Annotated in this window: 24 protein-coding genes; 9 read left to right on the plus strand and 15 right to left on the minus strand. The window is 62.7% G+C overall.

Going from position 1 to position 26,816, the window contains the following annotated elements:
- Positions 1-27 precede the first annotated feature (27 nt).
- The 4 genes from ACW4E8_RS02110 to czcI form a co-directional block, all read right to left on the minus strand.
- Complete coding sequence (locus tag ACW4E8_RS02110) at positions 28-3,204, minus strand: CusA/CzcA family heavy metal efflux RND transporter (RefSeq protein ID WP_456802994.1); 3,177 nt, start codon at positions 3,202-3,204, stop codon at positions 28-30.
- A gap of 13 nt (positions 3,205-3,217) precedes the next feature.
- Positions 3,218-4,477 (minus strand): efflux RND transporter periplasmic adaptor subunit, encoded by a 1,260-nt coding sequence (locus tag ACW4E8_RS02115; protein WP_456802995.1) that lies wholly within the window; start codon positions 4,475-4,477, stop codon positions 3,218-3,220.
- Between the two features lie 16 nt (positions 4,478-4,493).
- Positions 4,494-5,765, minus strand: a complete 1,272-nt coding sequence (locus ACW4E8_RS02120; RefSeq protein ID WP_456802996.1) for a TolC family protein — start codon at positions 5,763-5,765, stop codon at positions 4,494-4,496.
- 94 nt (positions 5,766-5,859) lie between these two features.
- Positions 5,860-6,234: a cation efflux protein, CzcI family gene (czcI, locus tag ACW4E8_RS02125; protein WP_035827227.1), complete on the minus strand. Its 375-nt coding sequence runs from the start codon at positions 6,232-6,234 to the stop codon at positions 5,860-5,862.
- A 286-nt stretch (positions 6,235-6,520) separates the two neighbouring features.
- Between czcI and ACW4E8_RS02130 the strand changes: the two genes are divergently transcribed.
- Complete coding sequence (locus ACW4E8_RS02130; RefSeq protein ID WP_456802997.1) at positions 6,521-6,865, plus strand: hypothetical protein; 345 nt, start codon at positions 6,521-6,523, stop codon at positions 6,863-6,865.
- Between the two features lie 52 nt (positions 6,866-6,917).
- Here ACW4E8_RS02130 and ACW4E8_RS02135 read toward each other — a convergent pair whose 3' ends face one another.
- From ACW4E8_RS02135 to ACW4E8_RS02150, 4 genes are read right to left on the minus strand one after another with little or no spacing between them, the layout of a single operon-like run.
- Positions 6,918-7,124 (minus strand): zf-HC2 domain-containing protein, encoded by a 207-nt coding sequence (locus tag ACW4E8_RS02135; RefSeq protein ID WP_456802998.1) that lies wholly within the window; start codon positions 7,122-7,124, stop codon positions 6,918-6,920.
- A 41-nt stretch (positions 7,125-7,165) separates the two neighbouring features.
- Positions 7,166-7,759 carry a sigma-70 family RNA polymerase sigma factor gene (locus tag ACW4E8_RS02140; RefSeq protein ID WP_456802999.1) on the minus strand — a complete coding sequence of 198 codons (594 nt, stop codon included), beginning with the start codon at positions 7,757-7,759 and terminating at the stop codon, positions 7,166-7,168.
- A gap of 58 nt (positions 7,760-7,817) precedes the next feature.
- Positions 7,818-9,440, minus strand: coding sequence for an AAA family ATPase (locus ACW4E8_RS02145; protein WP_456803000.1), 1,623 nt, complete (start codon positions 9,438-9,440; stop codon positions 7,818-7,820).
- Between the two features lie 51 nt (positions 9,441-9,491).
- Complete coding sequence (locus ACW4E8_RS02150) at positions 9,492-10,169, minus strand: alpha/beta hydrolase (protein ID WP_456803001.1); 678 nt, start codon at positions 10,167-10,169, stop codon at positions 9,492-9,494.
- A 499-nt stretch (positions 10,170-10,668) separates the two neighbouring features.
- Between ACW4E8_RS02150 and ACW4E8_RS02155 the strand changes: the two genes are divergently transcribed.
- Positions 10,669-12,087 (plus strand): tannase/feruloyl esterase family alpha/beta hydrolase, encoded by a 1,419-nt coding sequence (locus ACW4E8_RS02155; RefSeq protein WP_456803002.1) that lies wholly within the window; start codon positions 10,669-10,671, stop codon positions 12,085-12,087.
- A 277-nt stretch (positions 12,088-12,364) separates the two neighbouring features.
- On the opposite strand, the gene ACW4E8_RS02160 is transcribed toward ACW4E8_RS02155, so the two are convergent.
- From ACW4E8_RS02160 to ACW4E8_RS02175, 4 genes are read right to left on the minus strand one after another with little or no spacing between them, the layout of a single operon-like run.
- Positions 12,365-13,561: an acetyl-CoA C-acyltransferase gene (locus ACW4E8_RS02160; protein ID WP_456803003.1), complete on the minus strand. Its 1,197-nt coding sequence runs from the start codon at positions 13,559-13,561 to the stop codon at positions 12,365-12,367.
- Positions 13,562-13,579: 18 nt separating this feature from the next.
- Positions 13,580-14,338: an SDR family NAD(P)-dependent oxidoreductase gene (locus ACW4E8_RS02165; RefSeq protein ID WP_456803004.1), complete on the minus strand. Its 759-nt coding sequence runs from the start codon at positions 14,336-14,338 to the stop codon at positions 13,580-13,582.
- Positions 14,339-14,358: 20 nt separating this feature from the next.
- Positions 14,359-15,723 carry an MFS transporter gene (locus tag ACW4E8_RS02170; protein ID WP_456803005.1) on the minus strand — a complete coding sequence of 455 codons (1,365 nt, stop codon included), beginning with the start codon at positions 15,721-15,723 and terminating at the stop codon, positions 14,359-14,361.
- 55 nt (positions 15,724-15,778) lie between these two features.
- Entirely contained in the window at positions 15,779-16,501 is a 723-nt protein-coding gene (locus ACW4E8_RS02175) for a nitroreductase (RefSeq protein WP_456803006.1), read from the minus strand.
- Positions 16,502-16,746: 245 nt separating this feature from the next.
- On the opposite strand from ACW4E8_RS02175, the gene ACW4E8_RS02180 reads away from it, so the two are divergent.
- Positions 16,747-18,402, plus strand: a complete 1,656-nt coding sequence (locus ACW4E8_RS02180; RefSeq protein WP_456803007.1) for an AMP-binding protein — start codon at positions 16,747-16,749, stop codon at positions 18,400-18,402.
- Between the two features lie 228 nt (positions 18,403-18,630).
- Here ACW4E8_RS02180 and ACW4E8_RS02185 read toward each other — a convergent pair whose 3' ends face one another.
- On the minus strand, positions 18,631-19,290 hold the full coding sequence (locus ACW4E8_RS02185; RefSeq protein WP_456803008.1) for a TetR/AcrR family transcriptional regulator: 660 nt from the start codon (positions 19,288-19,290) through the stop codon (positions 18,631-18,633).
- Positions 19,291-19,611: 321 nt separating this feature from the next.
- On the opposite strand from ACW4E8_RS02185, the gene ACW4E8_RS02190 reads away from it, so the two are divergent.
- The 3 genes from ACW4E8_RS02190 to panB all read left to right on the plus strand — a co-directional run bounded on the left by ACW4E8_RS02190 (position 19,612) and on the right by panB (position 22,937).
- On the plus strand, positions 19,612-20,427 hold the full coding sequence (locus tag ACW4E8_RS02190) for a Crp/Fnr family transcriptional regulator (protein ID WP_456803009.1): 816 nt from the start codon (positions 19,612-19,614) through the stop codon (positions 20,425-20,427).
- Between the two features lie 337 nt (positions 20,428-20,764).
- Positions 20,765-21,949 carry a pyridoxal phosphate-dependent aminotransferase gene (locus ACW4E8_RS02195; protein ID WP_456803010.1) on the plus strand — a complete coding sequence of 395 codons (1,185 nt, stop codon included), beginning with the start codon at positions 20,765-20,767 and terminating at the stop codon, positions 21,947-21,949.
- A gap of 91 nt (positions 21,950-22,040) precedes the next feature.
- Positions 22,041-22,937, plus strand: coding sequence for a 3-methyl-2-oxobutanoate hydroxymethyltransferase (panB, locus tag ACW4E8_RS02200; protein ID WP_456803030.1), 897 nt, complete (start codon positions 22,041-22,043; stop codon positions 22,935-22,937).
- 90 nt (positions 22,938-23,027) lie between these two features.
- Here the strand turns inward: panB and ACW4E8_RS02205 are convergent, their stop codons facing one another.
- Positions 23,028-23,978: a LysR family transcriptional regulator gene (locus ACW4E8_RS02205; protein WP_456803011.1), complete on the minus strand. Its 951-nt coding sequence runs from the start codon at positions 23,976-23,978 to the stop codon at positions 23,028-23,030.
- A gap of 307 nt (positions 23,979-24,285) precedes the next feature.
- On the opposite strand from ACW4E8_RS02205, the gene ACW4E8_RS02210 reads away from it, so the two are divergent.
- A complete protein-coding gene (locus ACW4E8_RS02210) occupies positions 24,286-24,636 on the plus strand; it encodes an EamA family transporter (protein WP_456803012.1) in 351 nt (116 codons plus the stop codon).
- Complete coding sequence (locus ACW4E8_RS02215) at positions 24,582-25,013, plus strand: DMT family transporter (RefSeq protein WP_456803013.1); 432 nt, start codon at positions 24,582-24,584, stop codon at positions 25,011-25,013. The genes ACW4E8_RS02210 and ACW4E8_RS02215 overlap by 55 nt, the downstream gene beginning before the upstream one ends.
- 100 nt (positions 25,014-25,113) lie before the next feature.
- Here ACW4E8_RS02215 and ACW4E8_RS02220 read toward each other — a convergent pair whose 3' ends face one another.
- Positions 25,114-26,451: an MFS transporter gene (locus ACW4E8_RS02220; protein ID WP_456803031.1), complete on the minus strand. Its 1,338-nt coding sequence runs from the start codon at positions 26,449-26,451 to the stop codon at positions 25,114-25,116.
- A 22-nt stretch (positions 26,452-26,473) separates the two neighbouring features.
- On the opposite strand from ACW4E8_RS02220, the gene ACW4E8_RS02225 reads away from it, so the two are divergent.
- Positions 26,474-26,816 (plus strand): transposase (locus ACW4E8_RS02225; RefSeq protein WP_456803032.1); only part of this gene is annotated, 343 nt, incomplete at its 3' end.

The following is a 26,816-nucleotide window of genomic DNA, read 5'->3' on the forward strand; positions in this document are numbered from 1 at the left end:
GGCGCAACGCCGGCGCACCCTGGGTCTTCACGCATCCATTCGCGCCAGCTCCCCTTCTCCTTGCGCCGCTTCCGTCGCCGGCTCATCTTTCCGGTGCGCCAGCCGGTACAGCACCGGCAACACCAGCAAGGTCAGCGCCGTCGACGACAGGATGCCGCCGATGACGACCGTCGCCAGCGGGCGCTGCACCTCGGCACCCGTGCCCGTGGCCAAGGCCATCGGCACGAAGCCAAGCGACGCAACCAGCGCCGTCATCAGCACCGGCCTCAGCCGCGTCAAAGCCCCATCGCGGATCGCCGCATCCAGCCCATGACCTTCCTCGCGCAGCGAGCGGATGAACGACAGCATCACCAGCCCGTTGAGCACCGCCACGCCGCACAGCGCGATAAAGCCCACCGCCGCCGAGATCGACAGCGGAATGCCGCGCAGCCATAGCGCCAGGATGCCGCCGGTCAGCGCGAACGGGATGCCGGTGAAGACCAGCAGGCCGTCCTTGACGTTGCCGAACATGGCGAACAGCAGCACGAACACCAGCCCCAGCGCCAGCGGCACCACCACGCGCAGCCGCGCGGTGGCGGACTGCAGCTGCTCGAAGGTGCCGCCCCAGCTGGTCCAGTAGCCCGCCGGGATCTGCACGCGCGCGCGGATCGCGGCCTCGGCCTCGGGCACGAAGCTGCCGATATCGCGCCCGCGCACATTGGCGCTGACCACGATGCGGCGCTTGCCGTTCTCGCGCGAGACCTGGTTGGGGCCCGGCGCGATCTCCACGCTGGCGACTTCGCTCAATGGGATATAGCTGGTGCGCGCCGCGGCCTCCTTCGGCAGCGGCACCGGCAGGCGCCGCAGTGCCTCCACGTCCTCGCGCACGGCATCCGGCAGACGCACCACGATGTCGAAGCGCCGGTCGCCGCTGAAGAAGGTGCCAGACACCTTGCCACCGATGCCGATCGCCACCGCATCCTGGATATCGCTCAGGTTCAGCCCGTAGCGCGCCGCCTTGTTGCGGTCGATCTGCACCGTCAGCATCGGCAGGCCGGTGGTCTGTTCGACCTTCACCTCGGCCGCGCCGGGGATGCCCTGCAGCACCGCCGCGATGCGATTGGCGGTCTGCTCCAGCACGGCGTTGTCGTCGCCGAACACCTTGACCGCCACGTCGGAGCGCACGCCGGAAATCAGCTCATTGAAGCGCAGCTGGATCGGTTGCGAGAACTCATAGTTGTTGCCGGGCAGCTTGCCGACCTCATCGCGGATCGCGGCGATCAGTTCGTCGCGCGTGCGGCGGGGCTCAGGCCATTGCGACACTGGCTTGAGCATGATGTAGCCGTCGGAGATATTCGGCGGCATCGGGTCGGAGGCGATCTCCGCGGTGCCGGTGCGCGCAAAGATGCGCTCGATCTCCGGGAACTTGGCCTTCAGCGCGGTTTCCACCTGCTGCTGCATCGCCACCGACTGGGTCAGGCTGGTGCCGGGGATGCGCAGCGCCTGGATCGCCATGTCGCCTTCGTTGAGGCTAGGCACAAATTCACTGCCAAGGCGCGTGGCGATCGCCAGGCATAGCACCACCGCCACGCCGGCAAAGGTGAGCACCACGGGGGTCGCGGCCAGCGAGCGCTCCAGCAGCACCGCGTAGCGGCGGCGCGCCCAGGCCATCAGCCGGTTCTCGCGCTCGGCCACGCGGTTGCCGATGAACAGCGCCACCGCCGCGGGCACGAAGGTCACCGACAGCACCATTGCGCCCAGCAGCGCCAGCACCACGGTGAAGGCCATCGGGTGGAACATCTTGCCCTCGACCCCGGTCAGCGCAAAGATCGGCAGGTACACCACCATGATGATCAGCTGGCCGTACAGCAGCGGCCGGCGCGCCTCGCGCGCCGCGGCAAAGACTTCATGCAGCCGTTCGCTGCGCGTGAGGGGCCGGCCATGGCGCTCCTGCGCATGGGCCAGCCGGCGCACGCAGTTCTCGACGATCACCACCGCGCCGTCGACGATGATGCCGAAGTCCAGCGCGCCCAGGCTCATCAGGTTGGCACTGATGCGGTAATGCACCATGCCCGTGAAGGTGAACAGCATTGACAGCGGGATCACCAGCGCGGTGATCAGCGCCGCGCGCAAATTGCCCAGGAACAGGAACAGGATGGCGATCACCAGCACCGCGCCTTCCAGCAGGTTCTTCTTGACCGTGGCAATGGCCTTGTCGACCAGCGTGGTGCGGTCGTACACCGTGACGGCCTTCACGCCCTTGGGCAGGGTGCGGTTGATCTCGGCCATCTTGCGGTCCACCGCCTGTGAAACCGTGCGGCTGTTCTCGCCGATCAGCATGAACACGGTGCCCAGCACCACCTCGCGGCCGTTCTCGGTGGCCGCGCCGGTGCGCAGCTCGCCGCCGGTCTGCACGGTGGCGACGTCGCGCACGCGGATCGGCTGGCCCTGCGCGGTGCCGACGATCACGTCGCGGATATCGTCGAGCGAGCGCACCTGCCCCGGCACGCGCACCAGGTACTGCTCGCCGCGGCGCTCGATATAGCCGGCGCCGACGTTGTCGTTGTTCTTCTCCAGCGCGCTCACCACGTCGGCCAGCGACAACCCGTACGACGCCATGCGCTCCAGGCTGGGTGCGACCACATAAGCGCGCGCATGCCCGCCGATGGCATTGACCTCGGTCACGCCAGGCACGTTGCGCAGCTGCGGGCGGATCACCCAGTCCTGGATCTCGCGCAGGTCCGACAGCGTATAGGGCGTGCCGTCCGGCTTGCGCGCGCCGGGGTCGGCCTCGACCGTCCACAGGTAGATCTCGCCCAGCCCGGTCGAGACCGGGCCCATCGCGGGCGTGATGCCGGCGGGCAGCTTGTCGCGCGCTTCCTGGATGCGCTGGTTGACCAGCTGGCGGGCAAAGTGGATATCGGTGCCGTCGCGGAAGATCACCGTCACCTGCGACAGGCCGTAGCGCGACAGCGAGCGGGTCTGCTCCAGCCCGGGCAAGCCCGCCATCACGGTCTCGACCGGATAGGTGATGCGCTGCTCGGTCTCCAGCGGCGAATAGCCCGGCGCGGCGGTGTTGATCTGCACCTGCACGTTGGTGATATCGGGCACCGCGTCGATCGGCAGCCGGGTGTAGCTGTACAGGCCCAGCGCGGCCATGCCCAGCACCGCCAGCAGGACCAGCCAGCGTTGCTCGATGGCAAAGCGGATCAGGCGTTCAAACATGCGTGCCTCCCGCTCAGTGCTCATGCCCGGCGCTGGCTTTGCCCAGCTCGGACTTGAGGATGAAGCTGTTGGCCACGGCGTAGCGGGCGCCGGCCTGCAGGCCCTCGGTCACCTCCACCAGCTTGCCGCCGGCGCGCCCGGTCTTGACCGGCTGCACGGCAAACCCGCCCGGCACAGCGATGAACACCACGCTCTGGCCGTCGACCTGCTGCACCGCGTCGGCCGCCACCGTCACCGGCACCTGCGCCGGCGCGCCCAGCACGCTGACCGTGACGAACAACCCCGGGCGCCACGCCATGCCGGGATTGGCCAGCGTCACGCGCGCCTTGGCCGTGCGCGTCTGCTCGCCCAGCAGCGCGCCGACGTAGGACACCTTGCCCTCGGCCTGCGTGTCCGAGGCGCTCGAGCGCACCGTGACCGCTTCGCCCACGCGCACCTGGTCCAGGTCGCGCGCGGACACCACGAACTCCGCCCACACCGAACTCAGGTCGGAGACCGTGAAGACGCTGGTGGCTTCCTGGACCGCTTCGCCCAGCGCCAGGTGTTTCTCGACCACGATGCTATCGAATGGGGCGCGCAGCGCAAACTGGTTCAGGCTGCCACCCTTGCCCGCGCTGTTCTCCGTGGCGCCAATCGCGGTCAGCTTCTGGCGCGCGTTCTGCACCGCGATCTGCGCTTCCTCCAGCGCCGTGCGAGCCTGCTGGTAATCCTGCTCGGCGGAGATCTTCTCCTGCCACAAGGTCTTCTCGCGCGCGTAGGTGGCGCGGGCCAGCGCCTCGCGCTTCTGCGCCGCCAGCAGCTCGCTGCGCTGCTCGGCCAGCGTCGTGCTGGCTAGCAGCGCCAGCACTTCGCCCTTGCGCACCTGCTGGCCAAGGTTGGCCGGCACCGCCTGCGCCACGCCAGCCACGCGCGGCACCACGTGCGCGGTGCGGTCTTCATTGAAGCGGATCTCGCCGGGGAAATCGACGCTGCTGCGCAGCTGCGCCGCGGCCGCAGTGGCAATGCCGATGCCGGCCTGCTGGATCTGCACGGGCGTCAGCGCGATCAGGTGCGGCTTGCCTTCGGCTTCCGGTTTTGCCGCGGGAGCGCTGGCGTCAGCGTGCGCGGCCGCCTTGTCCGCTTCCTTGCCATGTTCATGCTCGTCGGCATGCCCGTGCCCGGCCTCGCCGGTGGCGCTGCCGCCCTTGCCGGTGAACAGGATCGCCGCGCCGCCCAGCAGCCCCGCGACCAGGATGGCCACCACGGCGGCCCGTTGTTGCTTGCTCATTGCCATGTCTGCAGCTTCCGTATCAGTGTCCGAGGATGCGGTCGATGCTGGCCGCCGCGTCATAGGTGCGGGCCAGCACGTCCAGGTAGCGGATGCGCGCCTGGAACAGCGTGCGCTGGGCATCCAGCACATCGAGGAAATTGAATTTGCCGGCTTCGAACCCGCGCGAGGCAGCGGCATAGGCCTGCTCCGCCGCGGGCAGCACCGAGGCCTGCAGCGTCTGCGCCGCGGCGCGCGATACCGACAGCTGCGTCGACGCCTGCTGCAGCTCACCCACCAGGCGGATGCGCGTGGCCGCGTGCGTGTCCTGCGCCTTGTCGGCCCGGCGCAATGCGGCGTAGAGGTTGCCCTGGTTGCGGTCAAAGAGCGGCAGCGGGATCGCCACGCCCAGCACGGCCATATTGCGGTTGGCCTCGTTGTCGCGCTTGGCGCCCAGGCTCACGGTCACGTCGGGGTACTGGCGGCTGCGCGCCACGGCGACTTCGGCGCGGCTGCGCTCGGCCACGAGGCGGCTTGCCGCCAGCTGCGGCGAGTCTTCCAGCGCCGCTTGCAGCGCTGCCGGCGCGGGGCGCGAGGGCAGTGCGTCAAGGTCACCCTGCGCCTGCGCAAAATGCGGCACGGCATTGCCCCACAGCGCGGCCAGCGACTGCCGTGCGGATTGCAGCGCGCCGGTGGCCTCGGCCAGTTCCAGCTCGGCATTGGCCTGTTCGACCCTGGCGCGCGTTGCTTCCAGCGGCGCGACCTTGCCGGCGGCCACGCGCCGCCCGGCCGCCGCGGCCGCCTTGCTGGCGATGCCGACCGAGCCTTCGGCCAGCTTGACGCGTTCCTGCGCCACCAGCACGCCAAAGAAGCGTGCGATCACCGCGGCGCGCAGCTCGGCGCGTGCGCCGCCCAGCTCGGCCTGCGCCAGCTCGCGCCCGCGCTCGGCCACGCCGATGCGCGCGGCGCGCTTGCCGCCGAGTTCAATCGGCAGGTTGATCTGGCCGGTGGTGGCGCGCGTGGCCTTGCGCGTGTCTTCCATCGACACGGCCAGTTCGGGATTGGGCAGCACGCGCGCCTGCGTGACATCGCCCTCGGTGGCGTCAAGCTCCTTGCCCGCGGCGGACAGCGTGAAGCTGCCGGCTTCGGCCAGCGCCAGCGCGGCGTCGAGCGTCAGCGTGCCGGCAGGCTCTTGCCCTGGGGCCGGCGAGGATGCCGATGGCTGCGCCATGGCAGGGGGCGGCGTCTGCGCGACGCCATGGATCGGGCTGGATAGAACGGCCGCCAGCCCAAGCGGCAGCAAAAGTCTTCGCATCGAATTGCACCAGGAAAGAAACCGGGAGAATTCGGCGAGACGCCTGATGTCAGGGACTCAGGAAGACCAGGAAATGGAAGCGTCGTCTCGCCGGCTAGGCAAGACGCGGCCACTGCGGACGGTCGGGCGCCCGCGCACTGTGCGAAGAGAAGCTGGGCTGCGGCGCCGGTGGCGCCAGTTCCACCCGGCGCATGGCGTGCACGTCGGGCGCGTCGGCCCGTGCAAACGGCAGCGAAGCGATATGGCAGACGCCGCAGTCGGGATCGGGCAGGCCGAGCTTGGCCTTGTCCTGCGCCTTCTGCGCGGGCTGGTCCTGCTTGCCGCTGTCGGCCTTGTGCTGGTGCTCATGGTGCCCGAAATGGGCCTTGGCCGAAGCCGCCACCTCATGCCGGCAATACGCGGCGGCTCCCGCCCAGGCGAACTGGAGCGGCAGGACGAGCGCAAGAAGGATGAGGATGAGCCGTTGCATAAGGGAATTGGCAGCTGCCCTGGCCGCCCGGCATCAGGCGACGGGGGGACTGCAGCGAGCCGCAAGTTTAACCGAGCCGCGCCGGGCATTCCGGCGACGGGGTCATTACATTTGCGTCATGCCACGGGCCGTCTCCGCCCTCGCCCGTAAATTCAATATTTTTGAATAACTTGTCCGGCAACCGGCCTGTTTCCGTCTCGATGGCGCTCCTATAGTTCTGTACATGAACGGCACGCACACAACGCAAAGCCTTCTGACAAATTCAACGACCCCAAGGAGAACCATCATGACCAAGACCACCCGCCTCGCTACCGCCCTGCTCCTGTCGCTGGCCGCCCTGGGCGCCGCGCAAGCCGCCACCGCCGCCGAACAAGTGCCCGGCGACAAGTACGGCTACAGCTTCCGCAGCACCGTGCCCGGCGACAAGTATGGTTATGAGTTCCGCAGCCACGACGCCTTCACCGACGGCGCCCGCACTGGCAAGACCGATCCCTTCGTGGACGGCGCCCGCACGCTGGCCGGGCTGGACCGCAGCGGCGTGTCGGCATCGCCGTCGCGCAGCTTCGACACCTTTACCGAAGGCAGCCGCGCTGGCGGCTTCGACCCCTACGGGGAGGGCGCGCGCGCCTGAGCGATACCGGCACCCAGCCAGCAAGAAGGCCAGCGGATCCGCTGGCCTTTTGTCATTCGTCGCGCCCCAGCCTGTGCATAGCCTCGCGCAGGGTCCGCATCTGGGCGCTGAAGCTGGTGCAGGCGCTGCAGATCGCCAGGTGGCCGCGCATGCGCAGCCGCTCGCCCCATGACAGCGGCCGGTCCAGGCCCTTCATGGTGAGGTGGTGGACCTCTTCACAGTTCGGCAGCAGGCGGCGGGAGGGGCGGGAATCTGGCATGTTGCTCAGTGACTTATCCGTTGCGTGGGCGGGGGCCAGGCTCAACCGGCCTTGCCGGGCCGGCCGCGCTGGCCGAACCAGTGCAGTTCCAGGCATTCGCGCAGGCGCATGCGCGCGCGGTACAGCATCGCCCAGGCATTGGTCGCGCTGATCTGCAAATGCTGACAGATTTCTTCGGTGTCCAGCTCCAGCCACTCGCGCATCATGAAGATCCGGCCGGTGCGCTCCGGCAGGCGGTCCACGCAAAGCTGCAGGATCTCGAAAAACTCGCGGCGCTCAAAGGCGCGTTCCGGGTTGCCCCAGTCGGACGGCGGGTCCTGGTAGTGGCCGTTGCGCGTGAACAGCGCGTCCAGGGCGTCGTCGTCGGATTGCGGCTGGCCCTCGGCATCGGTGGCCAGCGCCAGCCTGACCTCACGCTTGCCGCTGCGCAGGGTGTCGATGATCTTGTGCTTGAGGATGCCAACCAGGTAGGTGCGCAGCGTTGACTGGCCGGCGAAGCGCTCAGGGTGCTCCAGCGCCGCCAGCAGCGTTTCCGAGACGGCATCCTCGGCCACTGCCTCGTCGCGCAGCTGCAGGTGGGCAAAGCGCAGCAGGTAGGGGCGTATGGCCTGGAGTTCGGCGGGGTCGAGGCTCATTGGGGATCGGGGCGCGGTTGCCTGCACGGATGGCCCATGATACCCGCGCGCCGGCGCCTTACCCTATCCCGCGGAACTGCCCGCACAGCCGAAACACGTCTTCCGACAGCGGGATCCCCTTGGCCTTGCCGTAGCGGGTCGCCAGCTTCAGCAGCTCCTTGATGTCGCGCCCGCTCGCCTTGGGGTAGGCGGCGGTCAGCGCATCGATCAGCCCGTCGCCCAGGTCCGCGCCGAACTGCCCGGCCTGCAGGCGCCACAGGCGCATGGCGTCTTGCTTGCACGGCGTTTCGTAATGGATGGTGGCGATGCAGCGCGACAGGATCGCATCGTCGACGTCGCCGATGCGGTTGGTGGTCATGAACAGCAGGCCGTTGAAGTACTCCAGCGTGCGCAGGAATTCCGCGACGATGGCGTTGTGCTCCAGGTCGTTGTCGCGGCAGCGGATATAGACGTCGGCCTCGTCCAGCAGCAGGATCGCGTTCCAGCGCATGGCGCGGCGCAGGATCGTCATCAGCGTGGCGCCGACCGACGCGGCAGTGGTGCCCAGCTGCCCGGAGTGCACGCGGTAGAGCGGCTTGCCCACCACCTCGGCGTAGATCTCCACGGTCAGCGTCTTGCCCAGGCCTGGCGCACCCTGGCACAGGATGGTGGTGCCGCCGGACTTGCCGGGTACGAAGTCTGGCACCAGCATGTCCATGTGCGAGGTCAGGATATCGATCAGGTCGCGGTGATGCGCGGGCAGGACCAGCTTGTCGCGCAGGGCCGGCTGGTAGCGATACTCGGACAGGTGCTGCGCATGCACCCAGATATTGCGATGCCACTCCAGGTGGAACAGGTGCACGTAGCAATGCAGCGGCACGCGCTCAAAGCCCTCCATGACCCCGGCGTCGCGCCAGAACGCCGGGTCGCAGGTCATCTCGAAGCGGCGCTCCAGCCGTTCTTCATCATTCACGCAGCGCGCGCCCGCGGCATCGGCGATCGGCGTCAGCTCGGCAGGTCCCTTGGCATCGAGCGAGAACGCCGCGCGGGTGGCGACAAACTGCGCGCCGAAGCGGCGCTGGTAGCGCACGAAGCGCTGCGCGTGCTGCTCGTATTCGTGCCGGAATTCCGCGCACTCCTTGTAGAAGCCGAACTCGGCCAGCAACTCCGGGATGGTGCGGTTGGCGATATCGTCGCGGGTAATCACCATCGACGTGGTCATGCCGGAGCGGCGCAGGTGGTGGTCGGTCAGTGTGGAGTTGGCCGACTGCATGGTGTTGGCCAGCATGTCCACCACCACATAAGGCATGCCCTGCTCGGGCGACACATAGCGCATCCGGCGCACCAGCCACGGCAGCAGCACGCCGTCGCGGTTGCGCTGGTACAGCCAGCCGTCGATGGCATCGCGCGACAGGTAGGCGGCCAGCCCCGCCACCAGCTGGTCCAGCCCCGGAATCACGCGCGCCTGCGGCGCGTTGTAGACATTGTCCAGCGCCAGCATCTGGAACATCAGCGCGCGCTCGTTCTGCGTCTTGCTCAGCGTGTAGAGCGAGTTCAGCGACTGCGCATCGAACAGCTTGCTCGACACCAGCATATTGCCGTGGCAGACGCCGTGCTCCTGCAGCTGCCGCGCCAGCGGCGACCCGGTTTCGATCATCGCCAGCAGGGGATGGATCAGCGCCTCCGGAATCTCGAAATCCATGTACCGCACTCCCGTTGAATGGCATGGCCGCGCCGGCCAGCGGCCGGGGTTTCACTGCAGGAAGAAGTCGATCGCGCGCTCGACCACCGGCGGATGGATGACATGCAGGCCATCGAACTCGACGTACTGCACGTCGTAGCCCGCGGCCTTCAGCCTGGCCGCATGGGCGCGGCCGCTGGTGGCAACCGGCAATTGCTCGTCGGCCAGCCCGTGCGCGACAAACACCCTGGGCGCGCCCTCCTGCATGAACACCGACATGAAGCCGCCGGAGAACGCAATCACATGGCTGGCAATGTCGCCGTTGGTGATGCCGACCGACAGCGCATAGCTGGCCCCGTCCGAGAAGCCGGCAAAGGCAAGCCGGCCCGGGTCGACCCGGTAGCGCGACGTCACCGCGGTCAGCGCCTGGCGCAGCCGCTCCAGGTCGGGGCCGTTGCCGCCGATCACGATGTCCCAGGTCGGGTAGAGCGAATGCGGCGCCAGCACCAGGAACTTGTGGCGCTGCGCATGCGGCTCAATATGCGGCAGCACCTTTTCCGGAAACCCGCCCGCGCCGTGGAACATCACCAGCAGCGGCACCGGCCCACTGTCCGGCAGGCCGTCCGGCACGAACAGCACGGCATCGCGCTCCGCAGCTACGCCCAGCGGGTTGCGCCCCGGCGGCAGCGGGCCGTCGACGGGATCCGCGTGGGTGAACGACAGGCGACCGAACAGCGAGGGATCGAGCATGGCGGCAGGGGGGCGTTGTGCGTACTTGATATATTGTATATCACATATCTAAGCATGGGGCGATGGGCTCCGGACGACCGACAGCCGCTAAACAGTCGGCAGGCCCCCGCCACACCTTGAGCGGCTCGGCGGCCTCGCCTTCGCTCATCAGCGAGGGCTGGGCGCGTGTAGACGATTCGAGAGCGGATCAGAGCCCCCCGAAACGTGTAAATGTCGTGCAGCCGACAATCAGCATTGCGCAGCTTTCATACCCTCTATTCGTGCCAACAAGCACACACCTATGAGGAGAAAGAATCGAATGCGCTCACTCTTGAATTTCCCACCAACCGAAGAAGCGACACGACCGTCGACCTCGCGACCTAGCGAGCGTCTACCGGTACTGCCCTTTTGCCTGATGAGTCCGGGTATCACCGTGCTTGCAGTCGCCTGTCTGTCCGGCTGTGCCGGAAGCGGCGAGGGAGGAACCGAAGTCTCCGTCCCCCAAGCTAGCGCACAGAGCTTGTGCGAAGCCTTCCTGGGTCAGACTTATGAAGGCGCTACGGTTACGAAGGCCAAGCTGATTGCAGCTACCAACGACGTGCCGGAGCATTGCATCGTTCGCGCAGAAATGCCGAAGAACTTGGATTTCGACGTGCGCATGCCTACGGAGTGGAATCACCGCACCGTCTTCCGGGGCGGCGGCGGCTTCGACGGCTTCCTCGACGTGGGCTACATCAGTGACCCTGCTGTCAGTCCCGTGGGAAGTCCAGACCTTCCAAAGCGAGGTTATGCCACCATCGCGACCAATCACGGTCATGCCATGCTGACATCACCTGGCGCGTCATTTGCTCTCGATCAAGACATGCTCGCTGACTATGCCCAGGCTTCCGTGCCGCGTGTATTGGGTCCGGCAAAGGCCATCCTTCGCAGCCGCTATGGCGACGCATTTCGCGATACAAAGCTGATCTATGAAGGCTGCTCGGGCGGTGGTCGACAAGCATTGATGCAGGCGCAGCGGAATCCCGATTTGTTCGATGGCATCATCGCCCGCGCGCCAGCGAATGCCTATACCGTGCAGTTTCTCTGGTATCAAAAAATGCAGAAGCAACTCGCGAAACCGGGTGCTGCACTCAGTGAAGCGAAGATCAAGGCCATCGGCGATGCGGTATACGCAAAGTGCGACAGCCTCGATGGCCTGGCAGACAGAATCATCGGTCGACCAGAATCATGCACGTTCGATCCTGCAGAATTAGCTTGCACCGGTGCCGAATCCGACTCGTGCCTGACCCCTCCACAGGTGGAGACTGCAAAGCTTTTCTATGCCCCAACCAGCATAGGCAACGGCCGCTTCACCTGGCCCGGCTTCCTTCCGGGGGGCGAGACCGCAGCAAACTGGAAGCCGGGAGGCCAGCTTGGACTCGACTTCATCAAGTACATGGTTGGGCAAGGCGCGTCCATCGATCCCTTGACGCTGGAGCCCGAACAGTACCTCTCCCGGCTTGAGCAGCTAAGCGCGATGCTCGATGCCGTCGATCCGGATCTTAGCCGTTTCAAAGCCCGCAAAGGAAAGCTTCTTCTCTGGACGGGGCAGACTGACTGGCTGATTACTGCCAACAATGCGACCGACTACTATCAGCGCGTCGTACAGAAAATTGGAGGACAGTCTTCAGCGGACGAGTTCGTCGAGTACTACACCGCGCCAGGGGTGGACCACTGCAACGGCGGCACCGGCGCAGATAAAGTCGACTTGGTGGGGCCGATGTTCGAGTGGCTGGAGAATGGAACCAAGCCATCGAGCTCCGTCATCGTTGCGGAACAACGGGCGCCGACTGATGGGGGCACGCCCGCGCGCCGCCCGCTTTGTAGATACCCGGCGTACCCGAAATACATCGGCGGAGATCCGAAGGCCGCCGAAAGCTTCACCTGCACGACTTCCTAGAACGGGCGGCATTATCGTCGCACTTATAGAGCCCGCAACCCCGGGGCAATTTGGGTGGCCCCGGGGTATTCGTCATCTGCCTTAACGAATGCCGACGGAGGCACCGGGGGCCCGCGCATGGCGCCATGAATGTTCACCCGATCTCGCGTGAGTCGGATGCAATTGAGGTCGGCCTTAAGCGGCTGCTCATCGGCTGTGATCTTGACGCTACGTTTGCGCGAAGGAGTAGCCCGCAAACTGAATCGTGACCAGCCTGCCTTTGAGGCTGGTGCCAGCGTCACAGCAATTCAATCGCCGTCGCAGTTGCTTCACCGCCTCCAATGCAGAGGCTCGCGACACCGCGTCTCTTTCCCGTCTTTCGTAAGGCGCCCAAGAGCGTCACAAGAATTCGCGCGCCGGATGCTCCGATGGGATGCCCAAGCGCGCATGCGCCGCCATGGATATTGACCTTCTCTGGGTCCAGTCCCAGATCGTGTACTGCCACCATGGCAACCACCGCGAAGGCTTCGTTGATCTCCCACAGGTCGACATCTGATGCTCGCCATCCGAGTTGGTCCAGCAGCTTGCTGATCGCCCCTACCGGCGCGCTCGTGAAGGTCGCGGGGGTCTGTGCGTGGGTAGCATGACCGACAATGCGCGCGAGAGGTTCTGCCCCGAGTCTGCGGGCTACGGACTCCCGCGTCAGCACGAGCGCCGCAGCACCGTCTGAGATAGAGCTCGAGTTCGCCGCTGTCACAGTCCCTGTGCCTCGGAACGCTGGCTTCAAGGTCCGAATCTTGTCCACGTCGGCTTTCATGGGCTGTTCGTCATGCAGGACCGTTTGCGATCCCGAACGACTATCTATGATGACCGGCGTCGTTTCCCAAGCGAAGTCACCGCGCTTGATCGCCTCCTGCGCGCGAAGCGTTGACGAGATGGCCCATTCGTCTTGCGCCTCGCGTGAGAATTGATAGCTCACAGCGCAATCTTCGGCAAACGATCCCATCAGGCGACCACGTGTTTCCGCACTGTAGTGATCTTCCAAGCCATCGAAGAACATATGATCCAACAACGAGCCATGACCGAGCCTGTAACCCTTTCGTGCCTTGGGGAGCAGGTAGGGTGCGTTGGTCATGGATTCCATTCCACCGGCGACGATCAGATCGTACCCGCGCCCGGACAACATATCGTGCGCCAGCATCACTGACTTCATGCCTGACCCGCAGACCTTGCTGATGGTCGTGCAGGCCACCGACTGAGGAAGTCCCGCCTGGAAGCAGGCTTGTCGCGCGGGTGCCTGACCGACGCCAGCAGGCAACACGCACCCCATTAGCAACTCCTGAATGTCAGCGGGATCTACGCAAGCCCGCTCCACGGCAGCACGAATGGCGAAGCCGCCTAGCTCCGGAGCTGTGAGGCTCGACAACTCCCCCTGAAACCCACCGATTGGTGTGCGCGCCGCCGACAGAATGACGATCGGATCGTTAGTGCTCATACGTGTTCTCCTGGACAATCACTTCGCAGCCATTCGTATTGCTCCATCGAGCCGAATGACCTCCCCATTCAGGTAACCGTTGCCAATCACATGTTCGACGAGGCTGGCAAATTCGGTCGCTCTACCAAGGCGAGGAGGGAAAGGAACTGATCGACCCAGCGCTTCCTGTACTTCCGATGGCATGGTTAGGAGCATCGGGGTTTCCATAATTCCGGGAGCGATCGTCATCACGCGGATACCTGACCTCGCCAACTCGCGAGACAAAGGTAGCGTCATGGACGCAACCGCTCCCTTCGATGCCGCATATGCTGCCTGCCCGACCTGGCCATCAAAGGCCGCGACCGATGCAGTGTTCACAATCACGCCGCGTTCACCGGTGCAATCAGAGTCCTGTTGCTGCATGATCTCGGCGGCAAGACGAACCATGTTGAAAGTTCCGCCCAGGTTGATGTGCACCGTGCGCAGAAAGGATTCCATGGAATGGGCACCCTGCTTACCAACGACTTTACCGGCGGGTGCCACACCGGCGCAATTGATCAGGCCGCGAAGCGTACCTAACGCTGTGGCTGCAGCAAATACCTCTTTTGCGTCTTCTTCGCTCGTGACGTCAGCTCGGACAAAGATCCAACCCGTCTCGGAGGCGACGGCAGTACCTGCGGCTGCATCGCAGTCAACGATCACGACCTTCCCACCTTGATGAGCGAGCATCCTGGCCGTAGCCGCACCGAGACCTGATCCTCCGCCGGTGACTACGAATACGTTGTTTTCAATCTGCATCGGTTGATGTCCAATGGTTACTAGTTCAATTCTGCGCGGGCAGGAACCGCAGCATGTGCGCGCGCTTCCTGATGATTGGCTGCGCAAAGACGATGGTCGACCATCATGACTGCGATGGTTCCGAGTACACCTGCGAAGGCGATCGCAAGGAAGTTCTGTTCAAGCGGCAATTGCATTGCAACCAGCGTCCCGATCAGAACTGGCGCGGCAATCGCCCCGAGACGTCCGATGCCAGAAGCAAAGCCCACTCCCGTAGAGCGGATGGCAGCGGGGTAGAACTCACTGGCGTAGGCGTAGGCAAGAAGTTGAGTGCCAAGGGTAGAGGCACCAACGACGAAGACGACAATGAAGAGAAGCTCCGTCGATTTCGTATAGCCCATGAGCGCCAGTGACACTGCACCGACCGCGTAGAAGGCGACGAGGACGTACTTAATGTTGAACTTGTCGCCCAGCCATCCACCGCCGATTGCTCCCACGACTGCGCCGATGTTGAATACCAACACGAAGGTGAGAGCAGAACCCAGGCTGTAACCCGCCATCGCCATCAGCTTCGTGAGCCACGAGCTGAGGGAGTAGACCATGAACAGACCCATAAAGAACGCAATCCAGATCATGAAGGTACTGGCACCGCGACCTTCCTGGAACAGCCGGGCTACAGGAGCGCTGGTAATCAGCGCATCCTTCGGCATCACAAAATTGTCCCGGATGCTCACCTGCACCTCGGGGGCGATCTTTTTCAGTACCTTGACGAGCTTGTCGGCACGCTTCTTCTGGACCAGGAACGCGAGTGAATCCGGCATGGTCCATAGGATGAAGGGAACAAGCAAAATGGGCGTTCCGGCGACGAAGAACACCGATTGCCAGCCGTAGGCTTCGATCAACTGCTTACCAGTGAGAGCGACGAGAATCCCGCCGATCGAATACCCGGCAAAGACGATGGTCACAAGCCGGGCGCGAATGCTTCTCGGAGCAAACTCACCCATTTGTGCCGTCACGATGGGCAACACACCACCAATGCCGAGTCCTGCAAGGAAGCGGGTGATGCTGAAGGTCACAGGATCATGCGCGAGACCTGCTGCGGCAGTGAATACGCTGAATAGCGCCACGCATACGCAGATCGACACAGGGCGACCGATCTTGTCAGCGAGCGTACCCAGGTAGATCGCCCCGAACATCATGCCAAACAGCGCAGAACTGGCCATGAAGCCAGCCTTCGCTGCGTCGACCCCCATCTGTTTCATGATCGAGGGCAAAGCAGCACCCACGACGGCCAGGTCGTAGCCGTCAAGAACAAGAATCAGCACGCACCAGAACAGGATGACTGCGTGGAATCGTGAAAATCTGGCGCTTTGCGCTATCTCTTGTACGTCAACTTGGTTGTTCATGGTCTCCTCCGTTTCATGATGGATCTATGTGGCTATCGCCCGTCTGTTGTGTAGTTCAGGTGCTGTGAAAGACGGCGAAAGATGACGACGGCTCTCGTTCTGAGACGAGAGAGTTCTCGATGCGCGATTCGTCTGCGAAGCCAAGACTCATGCCTGCGACAAACATCTCCTCAGGCTTCAGATGCAGCTCGCGTTCTATGATCTTGTGGTACTTCATGAATGCCGCCTGAGGGCAGGTACTGAGCCCGTAGGTGCGGGCCATGACCATGATGTTCTGGAGGAACATGCCGTAGTCCAGCAGGCTGCCGCGCTCCATGACGCGATCCATGGTGAAGAACAGCCCGACCGGCGCGTCGAAGAACTGATAGTTCCGTCCGTGCTGTTCGTGCATTCTCTGCTTATCTTCTTTCTCGATGCCAAGGAGGCCGTAGAGCTTCCAGCCAAGCGCGCGACGCCGGTCGATGTATGGAGACACCCACTCATCCGGGTAGTAGCTCCATTCATCAGAGTGCATTTTGGATAACGTCGGATCGTTATCGACTTTCCTGATGGCGGCGCATACACGGTCCTTGGCGGGACCAGTTACCACATGCACCTTCCACGGCTGGATGTTCACGCCTGTGGCTGCGTAGCGAGCCACATCAAGAATGGCTTGGACGATTGCGTCGGGTACGGGACGCGGAAGATAAGCTCTGACGCTACGTCTTGTTGCGATCGCCCATTCAACGGCCGATCGAAGCGATGCCAACTCGTCCGGTGGCGGTCCTGCTCGTTCCATCTCCTACCTCGCTGTCTCATCAAGCGGGCCTGGCGCCCGCTGGATTGCAGAGTAGCGATCATCGAGCGAGCTCAATGTCATGTAGCCGACAATCACTGCAATCCATCGGCAAACCGCTTCCGCAGGATTCTGAAATGTCTTGCGAATGACAATCGTCGGGCCCAGCTACAGTTAATTTGCTGAACGGCTTGAGGAAGGGTCACCCATCAGGACCGAGCCCCTATGACCCGACACGGAGACAGATGATGAGCGGAAATATTTACGAACACGGCCTTGACCGGACCCCTGCAAACTACCTTCCACTGACCCCTTTGCAGTTTCTTGACCGGTGTGCGGACCAGTATCCCGATCACACCGCCATCGTCCATGGGACGCTGCGGCAGTCCTGGAGCCGAACGAGGGAACGTTGCCGACGCTTGGCCAGCGCGCTGGTAAAGCGGGGGATTAAGAAGGGGGACACGGTGTCTATCCTCGCCCCGAACACGCCGGCCATGGTCGAGGCACATCATGGTGTCCCGTTGAGCGGCGCGGTGCTCAATGCCATCAATTGCCGCCTGGACGCCGAAGGCGTTCGCTTTATCCTGCGTCACGGAGAATCGAAGGTTCTCTTTGTTGATCGGGAGTTCTCCGCCCTGGCGGCGAAAGCGCTGGAGCAGCTTGACAGCAAGCCACTCATAATCGACATCGCCGACATTGAGGCGATCGGCGGTGAGTTAATTGGAACAATGGAATACGAAGCGTTCCTGGCGGAAGGCGACCCGGATTTCGCCGGCGTCTGGCCCACCGACGAATGGGATGCTATCGCCCTCAACTACACTTCTGGCACCACATCGGATCCTAAAGGGGTTGTGCCCAGCCACAGAGGCGCCTACCTGATGAGCTTGTTGCAACTGACGGACTGGGGTATGCCACGCAGGCCGGTATATCTGTGGACGCTGCCTTTGTTTCATGCCAATGGCTGGTGCTTTGCTTGGGCGATCACGGCAGCCGCAGGCACGCATGTGTGCCTACGAAAGGTGACGGCCGCAAATATCTTTGCCGCAATCGACCAGCACGGTGTCGATCATTTCTGCGCTGCGCCCATCGTACTTGCTTCGCTCGCGACATCCACGGCTGCTGAGCGTAGAGCCTTCTCCCATACGATCCGTGTGCGAACTGCAGGTTCGCCGCCGCCCGCGACCGTCTTGAAGTCTGTTCTTGAGATGGGATTTGAAGTCGAACACGTCTACGGCATTACCGAGGCTTCGGGTACCCCCGTCAGTTCCTTCGTGAATCCGGTCTGGCACGACAAGCCTATGGACGAAAGAGCACGGCTGATGGCTCGCCAGGGCAATCGATCCGCAGTCTTGGAGGGGTTGCGCGTGGCGGACCCAGCAACATGCGAGCCCGTTCCCTGCGACGGAAAGACGCAAGGCGAGCTGCTGCTAAAGGGCAACATTGTGATGAAGGGGTACCTGAAGAATCCAGACGCGACCGCGAATGCGTTTGCCGGCGGCTGGTTTCATACCGGTGATGTGGCTGTGATGCATCCCGATGGCTACATCCAGATCACGGACCGATCGAAGGACGTCATTATCTCTGGTGGTGAAAACATCTCGTCCGTGGAGGTTGAGGAGGTACTCCATCGTCACCCAGCGGTCTTGATCGCGGCCGTAGTAGCCCAGCCCGACGCGAAGTGGGGCGAATCACCCTGCGCGTTCATTGAGCTGAAGCCCGATGTCGCCGCCCCGCCGGAGGCCGAGATCATTGCGTTCTGTCGCGAGCGGCTTGCTCACTATAAATGCCCTGTCCGCGTCATTTACGGGGCGCTCCCGAAGACAGGCACTGGGAAAATCCAGAAGTTCAAGCTGCGAGAGCTCGCCGGGAGCCGCGAAGCTATCACGGAGCCTTCCGGCTCGTAACCTGGTCATAATTCTTCTTTCCAGGTCTTCCTGATCACGTACGCCGGGATCACTGACGGACGATAGGGTCCTAGACGTCAACGACTACTCACGCCACCTCCAACGGGGCTGAAGAGGAACACTAGATTCTTGTTGGACTACCCCATCGAGTGATAGTTGTACTGGCAACGTCCATCAGCAATGCTGATGGACGCTTTTTTGGCTACGAGGGGATCTGCTGCTCGGAGGCTACTGAGTCGGTACGCTGTAGGGAGCTTGCGAGCCGGAAACTCCTCTCAAGCAGAAAGTGATAATGGCTGATGCATGGATATTTATCTGCGCCGCATCAGCACTAACGTCATTGGACAGTGGCGTTACTAGCCCTTCGAACAGGCAGCCAACAATGCAGTCTGCAGAAGCGGCCGCGTCCTGGGCAGGGAATTCACCGCTGGTGATGCCCTGCTCGATTATGGTCTTGAAGACTCTCGACAGCGCGCGATGATAGACGAGGCGCGCTGCCTCAACATCGGGCTCGACTGGCTCCGCAACTAGCGCGTGAGCAAGGCGGCGACCTCGCAGGGCACGATTGGCGAAGGTCCATGCCGCCGCACCCAGTCGTTCGTGGGCCGATCCATCGCGCATTGCAATGCCGGCAACCACATCCACTTCGCGCTGCGCCGTTACTTTGACGACCTCGATCATCAATTCTGTCTTCGACGGGAAGTATCGGTACAACGTGCCAATGGCAATTCCTGCGGCTTCGGCAACCGACAACATCTGTGTTTCCCGGAATCCCACGTCAGCGACCAAGGCACGCGCCGCCTTCAGAATCAGGGGATGTTTGTCCGCTCCGCGGCGGCGAATCCGTGCGCGCGGAGTGCTAAGTAGAAGCTCGGTTTCAATAGACATAGGATCTCGGGTGTCGATTAACGCATCTGAACCTACTCAGCCTGTTGCGTGAGGATCCAATTATGGCATGCGACTGGCCCCAGGACGACTGAGAACTTGGGAGCGGGCCGTGGAAGCACCTAATGCGACAAGCTTGACAGGGGCCAGGTTGCCGCATAGCCTTAAGTGAATTTGAATTTCACTTAAGAGACCCCCCGTGTTGACATGCGAAATCAGAGCGGTTCTGCTGCCGCGCGCCCGGACGACGGCTGAGCGAGGAATCTATGGTGATTGCCGCACGCCACTGGTTGCGGCCGTCCAAGACGACGTAGCGCTACCATCATGAACTCTCTAAGAGCCTTCTGTGCCGAGCGAGTGGAGCGGCTTGGCATTGCGCCCGAAGGGCCTGCAAGCACAGACCGGCTGGGAAGACCGATCCTGTTCCGTGATTCAACAGAAACGGAGGATGCAGGGATTTCGAGCCTGGTGGATTTCCTTTCCCGGTCGCCGTGGTATCCGAATCTTTCCGGCGAACAAAAGGCTCGTGTAAGGAGCGACTGCTTTGATCGCTCATACCATGCCGGCTCGACCGTTTGCCACCGGGGCGATCCCGCTGACCACTGGTTGGCAGTTGTGGACGGGATCATTAAGGTCGATACCGCCTCAAGCGCAGGGCGCACTGTCACATTCGCGGGCGTCCCTGCTGGCTCTTGGTTTGGGGAGGGAGCGGTCCTAAAGGAAGAGCCCCGACCCTATTCGGTAGTGGCAGTTCGGGACAGTCGGCTGGCATTCGTCCCAAGATCGACATTTCTCTGGCTGCTCGATCACAGCAGCCAGTTCAGCCGATATGTCATAAACCAGCTCAATGCGCGCTGTGGCTACTACGTCGGTTTGGTACACAACTTACGGTTGCACGAAGCCTCAGCGCGAGTGGCATTCTGCTTGGCCGAGATGTTCAATCAGCAGCTCTATCCAGCTACTGACAGGATCGTGGGTCTATCCCAAGAGGAAATAGGACGCCTGTCTGGACTATCGCGGCAAAACACAAATCGTGCACTTCGCGATTTGGCTGACGCCAAATTGATCGCGGTGGAATACGGGGCGATCCAGATTATGGACCTTGGCGCGCTGTGGAGATTTGCGCACGTGGGGGATTGAGCGGGACCTCGCCCCTCCTTTCCCGAAGGCTATGTGAGATTCGATTCGCCGTCCAAGGTCACTATCTCGCCTGAGATACCCTGAAAGACGCATTCAATGGCAGCGGTTCCGTCTTGCGGCGCAACCGGATGGAAAGCGCCTCAATTCTTACGCAGGATACAAAACACATTCTCTGTAAGCCATATTGTCCAGTCCGCACGAGGTCACGAGAATTCTCGTTTCGACCCACGCCTGCCGGCGGGAGCGCCCCACCGTTCCGTGGCCCTTACGTCGCCTGGCACACAATGATCCCCAGTGAGCCACATAAGAGCGGCGCATTCCCGGATGGAGATATTCGATGAAGATTTCGAAGCGTGCTGCTCACATCGAGCCGTTCTACGTGATGGAGGTAGCCAAGGCGGCTACACAATTGGCCGCTACCGAGGCCGCCCGAGCCAAACCGGTGATCCATCTGACCATCGGCGAGCCGGACTTCACGGCGCCGCCTCTGGTTCAGGAAGCGGCCATACGTGCAGTACGCGCCGGCGTTACCCAATACACGCCGGCCGTTGGTATTGAGCCTTTGCGCGAACGCATCAGCAACTGGTATCGCGAGCGTTTTGGCGTCGACGTGCCAGCGCGGCGCATTGTCGTCACCGCCGGCGCCTCGGCCGCATTGCAACTGGCCTGCATGGCTCTGATCGAACCCGGTGATGAAGTGCTGATGCCGGATCCATGCTATCCGTGCAATCGCCATTTCGTCATCGGCGCCGAAGGGATCCCGGTACTCGTGCCGACGACTGCTGGCGAGCGCTATCAACTCAGCGCGGAGAAAGTACGGGCAAGCTGGAGCGAGAAGACGCGTGGCGTATTGCTGGCCTCGCCCTCCAACCCAACCGGAACGTCCATTCATCCAGCGGAGTTGAGGCGCATCCACGATGCAGTCCAGGCCAACGGCGGTTTTACGTTACTGGACGAGATCTACCTCGGGTTGAGTCACGACAGCGACTTCGGCCAAACCGCCCTGGCTTTCGATGACAACGTCATCAGCATCAACAGCTTCTCGAAGTACTTTTGCATGACGGGCTGGCGCCTGGGCTGGATCGTTGCGCCCGAGTCGCTGGTGCCGGTCCTCGAGCGCTTGGCGCAAAACTTCTTCCTCTGTCCGAGCGCCGTCTCGCAGCACGCGGCGCTCGCCTGCTTCGAGCCAGAGAGCCTGGCAGAGTATGAGCGTCGGCGGGCCGAATTCAAGGCGCGGCGGGACTGGTTCATTCCGGCTCTGCAGGAGATTGGCTTCAATGTGCCGGTAGTGCCGGATGGAGCGTTCTACGCCTGGGCCGATTGCTCGGCATGGCTCGAGGCCTGGGATCTGTCCAGTAGTTGGGATTTCGCTTTTGAGGCGATGAAACGCACCCATGTCGCGATGTCGCCGGGCCGGGACTTCGGCAACGCCGACGCTGCGCGGTTCGTGCGGTTCTCTACTGCCAACTCTATGGAAAATCTCCAGGAGGCAGTTGAGCGGCTCGCCGCCTTCCGGCCCTGACCTGGCCAATTCGGAGGGTCCGCGGCGGCCGGCGCTCGACCCTCGTGCGCTTCCCTATTTCCAGGACTCCGATAGGTCGAACTACATGAACATGAACCAACCCACACCCCAAACCGAGGGGGCAGGCCAGGTTACTGCGCCCTACGGCATGAGCGGAAATCCGCTCGATCGCAAGCGTAAGCAGGTCACCACCACTCGGATTGCCGAGATGCGTGCAAACGGTGAGAAGATTGCAGTGCTCACCGCTTATGACGCGACGTTTGCGGCGGTTGCGGACGCCGCCGGGGTGGATTGCATCATGGTTGGCGACTCCTTGGGCATGGTGTGCCAGGGCAAGACAACCACAGTTGGTGTTTCGCTGGAGGAAATGCGATATCACACCCACTGCGTGTCGCAAGGTCTGGCACGGTCAGAAGGCAGTGCGCTGATTATCGCGGATCTTCCTTTCGGCTCCTATCAGCAGTCCTGCGAACAGGCGATCTCATCTGCGATACAGCTCATGCAGGCCGGCGCAAACATGGTCAAACTCGAAGGCGGCGGTTGGACAGCCGAGGTCGTGGCATTTCTGGTTGAGCGCGGGATTCCCGTTTGCGCTCACCTGGGCTTCACGCCGCAAACGGTCTCGGCGCTGGGTGGCTATCGGGTGCAGGGCCGTCAGGACGATGCCGCGCTTGAAATCCGACGCGACGCGGCCGCTCTGGAATCCGCCGGCGCATCGATGATGGTGCTGGAGATGATTGCCGGCCAACTCGCAAAAGTCGTCACCGATGAGATGCCTATCTGCGCAACCATCGGTATTGGCGCGGGTAGCGCTACGGCGGGGCAAGTTCTGGTCATGCACGATATGCTCGGGATAAATCTCGGACGGATGGCAAAGTTTGTCCGGAATTTCATGCGTGATGCAGATGATGTGCACGGCGCCTTCTCCGCATACGTCGCGGCCGTCAAGGATGGCTCATTTCCAAACGACAACCAACACGCTTGGTAATCTGGGCGATGGGCGCGAAGGCCGCGCGACCGACGAGTCGGCGGCCTTCGCTGCCATGCACACGCCCGCACCGACGTCAGAACGCCGCAGCTAGTGGCGCTTGCCGTCAATAAAGCGAGCGTCCTGCTCGATTTCCGGTGCAATTCGCTCATCGATAAAGTCCAACCAGGCACGGGTTTTCGCATCCATATAATGCCTTGAAGGCATCAAGGCAAACACGCCAATGTCAGGCGAGCGCCACGGCGCGAGAATGCGCTTCAAGCGACCGGACCGTATCGCCTCGATCACGCTGAATAGCGGGAGCAGCGCGATGCCCATGCCGGCTTCCGCGACGGCGCGCAATACGTCAGGCGTGTCGGCGATGCACGGACCTTCCGGCGCCAGCTCGTAGTTTTGCTTGTCTGGCGCAACAAGGGTCCATGTTGGACTGACCGAGGGATTGACCGCTTGCAGACAGGGATGACGCGCAAGGTCAGCCGGTGTCCTTGGGGTGCCATGTTCCGACAGGTAGGCCGGCGAAGCACAGAGCACTGAAAACGTTGTTCCCAAACGCCGCGATACCAGCCCGGAGTCCGGCAATTTCTCCGCCACGTACAGGCTTACATCCGTGCCGCGTGCCAGTAGGTTAGGCAAGTATTGCGACGTGCTGTATTCGACCTGAATCCCGGGGTAGCGCCGGAAGAATTCCGGCAGCAGCGGCGCGACATAGTGCTGACCGAAGGTGAACATGCATTGCAGCCGCAGACAGCCGCTCGGAACAATTGCGGTGCCGGATGCCTGCGCTTCCGCCTCAGTGACCAGCGCCAGCACTTCGCGGCAGCGCTCGAGGTAATCCGCGCCAATGTCGGTCAAGGAGCGTTGCCGGGTCGTGCGATGAAGCAACTTGGCGTTCAGGCGCTTTTCCAGTTCCCCGACAAGCCGCGAAACCTGCGCGGTAGTCAGCCCGAGTTGCTCAGCGGCCAGGGAAAAGCTGCCCGCGTCCACAACGCAGACGAAAGCGCGCATGGCGTGGAAGACACCGTTGTCCAGATTCTTACGCATAACGTAAATAAGATTGCATTCAAGCCGTATTGTTTCCCTCAATGCGAATAAACACAATCCCCCTATCACTTCGCATTTCGAGCTTTACCCATGGCATCACTCCCTACCTCTAAACCCGCACCCTTCGTTTCTACTGCTGCCGCCTTTGCTGTGGGCAGGCAACTTCGTCGTCGGGCGAGCCGTTCGCAACGAACTGACGCCGATGACGCTCTCACTCGCGCGCTGGGTCATTGGCTTTGCTTGCCTGCTTCCATTCGCCCTTGGGGCGATGCGTCGCGACTGGCGGCGCTAGTGGGAACATCGGTGGATGGTACTGGGCACGTCGTTCATGGGAATCGCGGCGTACAACTCGCTGCTGTATTGCAGCCTGCAGACCACGACCGCCAGCAATGCCCTGCTGCTCAATTCGCTCGCCCCCTTGTTGATCGTGCTGCTGGGCGCGATGTTCTATCGCCAGCGCTTGAACTGGAACCAGGGCGCAGGGCTGATACTCTCGTTTGTCGGCGTCCTGATCCTGGTCCTTCAAGGGCAGGGCCGCGGTGGCAGAGCATCACGTTCAACGCGGGTGACGCTATCGTCCTGGGTGCGGCGGGATGCTGGTCGGTGTATACACTCTGGCTGCGCCAACTCCCCGCGGACCTGGATCGCCTTGGCCTGATGGGTGTTCAAATCGCGCTGGCGCTGCTGGTTCTGCTTCCCTTCGCGGTGATGGAACACGGCGCGTACTCCGCGCCGGCATGGGGAGCGAAGGCCTATGCGGCCGTGGCCTATGTGGGGATCTTTGCGTCGGCGCTCGCCTATTTCCTGTATATGCGGGCCGTGCAACACTTCGGCCCCGCCAAAGCGGGCTTGTGTGTACACCTTGCGCCAATGTTTGGCGTCGTGCTGTCGGCACTATTCCTAGGGGAACATCTCCACCTTTACCATGCGCTCGGCATAGCGGCCATCGTGGCAGGCCTGGTTTGTTCCGGACTTGGCGCAGGCCAACGCTGGATTCCTGGTCTCACGCCACGGGTTCACAGACAGGCTCTATGAGCCCCTCTGGTGTGGCGCGCGGCGAGCCTTGCTTGATGCCGGGCTCGCCGCTAATCCGGTGAAGGGCCAATGAAGCTGCGCCTCCCCCCTGAATATGACCTCAGCGGTGCAGGGTCCCCGCTACCGTGCCAACCGGCGGAAGGCCCGACGCCACCGCGCTGGTCCGCTCCCCATGCACGGAGGCAGAGCGCCGATGGTTGACCATTGCGATGGCGACCAACGCGATCAACGCGGGAACCGCAATCACAATGAAGTTTTGCTGCAAAGGCAGATTCCTACCCACCAGGATGCCGATCAAGATCGGAGCGAGGATCGCACCAGTGCGCCCGACACCCGATGCCCAGCCGATTCCGGTCGAGCGAACGGTCATAGGATAGAACTGACCGACATATGCGTAGGCCAGAATCTGGGTGCCGATGGTTGTCGCGCCGGCCATACCGACGACGAAATACAGCACCGCCGTAGGTACACCATAGCCGAGCAAGTAAATCGACACAGCCGCCAGCGCAAAGAACCCCACCAGCACATGTTTGATATGGAAGCGGTCGGCCAGCCAGCCCCCTCCGATCGCACCGACGATCGCTCCAAAGTTCAATACCAGGACAAAGGTCAATGCGGAGCCCAGACTGTAGCCCGCAGTGGCCATCAGTTTGGCCAGCCATGAACTCAGCGCGTAGGCCATGAACAAGCACATGAAAAAGACGACCCAGAACATCAAGGTACTGAAACCACGCCCCTCACGGAACAATTGGCGAATCGGCGCATCGTTGGTGTTGTCCGCGGCAGGCAGCGCGATGAGATCATCCGCTTGTGGCCGGTAACCCGGCTCCAGCTTCGAAACAGTTTTCTTTAGCTCTTCAATGCGTCCAGACTTGATCAGGAACGGCATCGATTCGGGCAGCGACTTCAGGATAAGCGGGATCAGCAGCACCGGCACGCCCGCTGCAAGGAAAACGGACTGCCAGCCGTATGTCTCGATCAGACCTTTGCCGAGGACAGCAGCCAGCATGCCTCCCACCGCATAGCCACTGAACATCAGCGTAACCATGGTGCTGCGAATTCGCTTGGGCGAGTATTCCGTCATCTGAGCTACCACGTTAGGCATCACACCGCCGATCCCGAGGCCCGCAAGAAACCTGGTAACGCTGAACGTCACCGGGTCGCTGGTAAGGCCGGCCACGGCGGTGAACACACTAAAGAGTCCGACGCAGATGGCGATGGCCCGACGTCGACCAATCCTGTCAGCAACCGTACCGAGAAAGATGGCACCCACCATCATCCCGAACAGCGCCGAGCTAACCATGAACCCGGCACTCGTCGAATTGACACCCATGTCCTTCATGATTGATGGCAGCGCGATTCCCGCTGGAGCGGCCCCCTGAATCGCCGGACACAGTCCCCCACTTACAATAGCGGGTAGGCATACGACTGTGTTTATGACTAAAACGAAGCAGGAATTGGTGGAAGTGTTGACGGGGCCGGAGCGCCGGCGGCGTTGGTCGCCGGAAGAGAAGCTCGCGATGGTGCGCGAGAGCTGCGAGCCGGGTAAGACCGTGTCGATGGTGGCGCGCCAGCATGGCGTAAATCCGAACCAGCTCTTTCATTGGCGCAAGCTGTACCAGGACGGCAGCCTGTCTGCGGTCAGTGCTGGGGAGGAGGTGGTGCCAGCGTCCGAGTTGAGCGATGCGCTCAAGCAGGTTCGTGAGCTGCAGCGCCTGCTGGGCAAGAAGACCATGGAGAACGAGATTCTGCGCGAGGCAGTGGAGGTGATGAAGTCGCGAAAATGGATTGCGCGCTCACCCT

The sequence above is a fragment of the Cupriavidus sp. CP313 genome (genome assembly GCF_054072015.1).

Coding starts and splice junctions, on each gene's coding strand:
- ACW4E8_RS02110 (WP_456802994.1), bottom strand. CDS start 3,204: ATGTTTGAACGCCTGATCCGCTTTGCCATCGAGCAACGCTGGCTGGTC.
- ACW4E8_RS02115 (WP_456802995.1), bottom strand. CDS start 4,477: ATGGCAATGAGCAAGCAACAACGGGCCGCCGTGGTGGCCATCCTGGTC.
- ACW4E8_RS02120 (WP_456802996.1), bottom strand. CDS start 5,765: ATGCGAAGACTTTTGCTGCCGCTTGGGCTGGCGGCCGTTCTATCCAGC.
- czcI (WP_035827227.1), bottom strand. CDS start 6,234: ATGCAACGGCTCATCCTCATCCTTCTTGCGCTCGTCCTGCCGCTCCAG.
- ACW4E8_RS02130 (WP_456802997.1), top strand. CDS start 6,521: ATGACCAAGACCACCCGCCTCGCTACCGCCCTGCTCCTGTCGCTGGCC.
- ACW4E8_RS02135 (WP_456802998.1), bottom strand. CDS start 7,124: ATGCCAGATTCCCGCCCCTCCCGCCGCCTGCTGCCGAACTGTGAAGAG.
- ACW4E8_RS02140 (WP_456802999.1), bottom strand. CDS start 7,759: ATGAGCCTCGACCCCGCCGAACTCCAGGCCATACGCCCCTACCTGCTG.
- ACW4E8_RS02145 (WP_456803000.1), bottom strand. CDS start 9,440: ATGGATTTCGAGATTCCGGAGGCGCTGATCCATCCCCTGCTGGCGATG.
- ACW4E8_RS02150 (WP_456803001.1), bottom strand. CDS start 10,169: ATGCTCGATCCCTCGCTGTTCGGTCGCCTGTCGTTCACCCACGCGGAT.
- ACW4E8_RS02160 (WP_456803003.1), bottom strand. CDS start 13,561: ATGAGCACTAACGATCCGATCGTCATTCTGTCGGCGGCGCGCACACCA.
- ACW4E8_RS02165 (WP_456803004.1), bottom strand. CDS start 14,338: ATGCAGATTGAAAACAACGTATTCGTAGTCACCGGCGGAGGATCAGGT.
- ACW4E8_RS02170 (WP_456803005.1), bottom strand. CDS start 15,723: ATGAACAACCAAGTTGACGTACAAGAGATAGCGCAAAGCGCCAGATTT.
- ACW4E8_RS02175 (WP_456803006.1), bottom strand. CDS start 16,501: ATGGAACGAGCAGGACCGCCACCGGACGAGTTGGCATCGCTTCGATCG.
- ACW4E8_RS02180 (WP_456803007.1), top strand. CDS start 16,747: ATGAGCGGAAATATTTACGAACACGGCCTTGACCGGACCCCTGCAAAC.
- ACW4E8_RS02185 (WP_456803008.1), bottom strand. CDS start 19,290: ATGTCTATTGAAACCGAGCTTCTACTTAGCACTCCGCGCGCACGGATT.
- ACW4E8_RS02190 (WP_456803009.1), top strand. CDS start 19,612: ATGAACTCTCTAAGAGCCTTCTGTGCCGAGCGAGTGGAGCGGCTTGGC.
- ACW4E8_RS02195 (WP_456803010.1), top strand. CDS start 20,765: ATGAAGATTTCGAAGCGTGCTGCTCACATCGAGCCGTTCTACGTGATG.
- panB (WP_456803030.1), top strand. CDS start 22,041: ATGAACCAACCCACACCCCAAACCGAGGGGGCAGGCCAGGTTACTGCG.
- ACW4E8_RS02205 (WP_456803011.1), bottom strand. CDS start 23,978: ATGCGTAAGAATCTGGACAACGGTGTCTTCCACGCCATGCGCGCTTTC.
- ACW4E8_RS02210 (WP_456803012.1), top strand. CDS start 24,286: ATGGTACTGGGCACGTCGTTCATGGGAATCGCGGCGTACAACTCGCTG.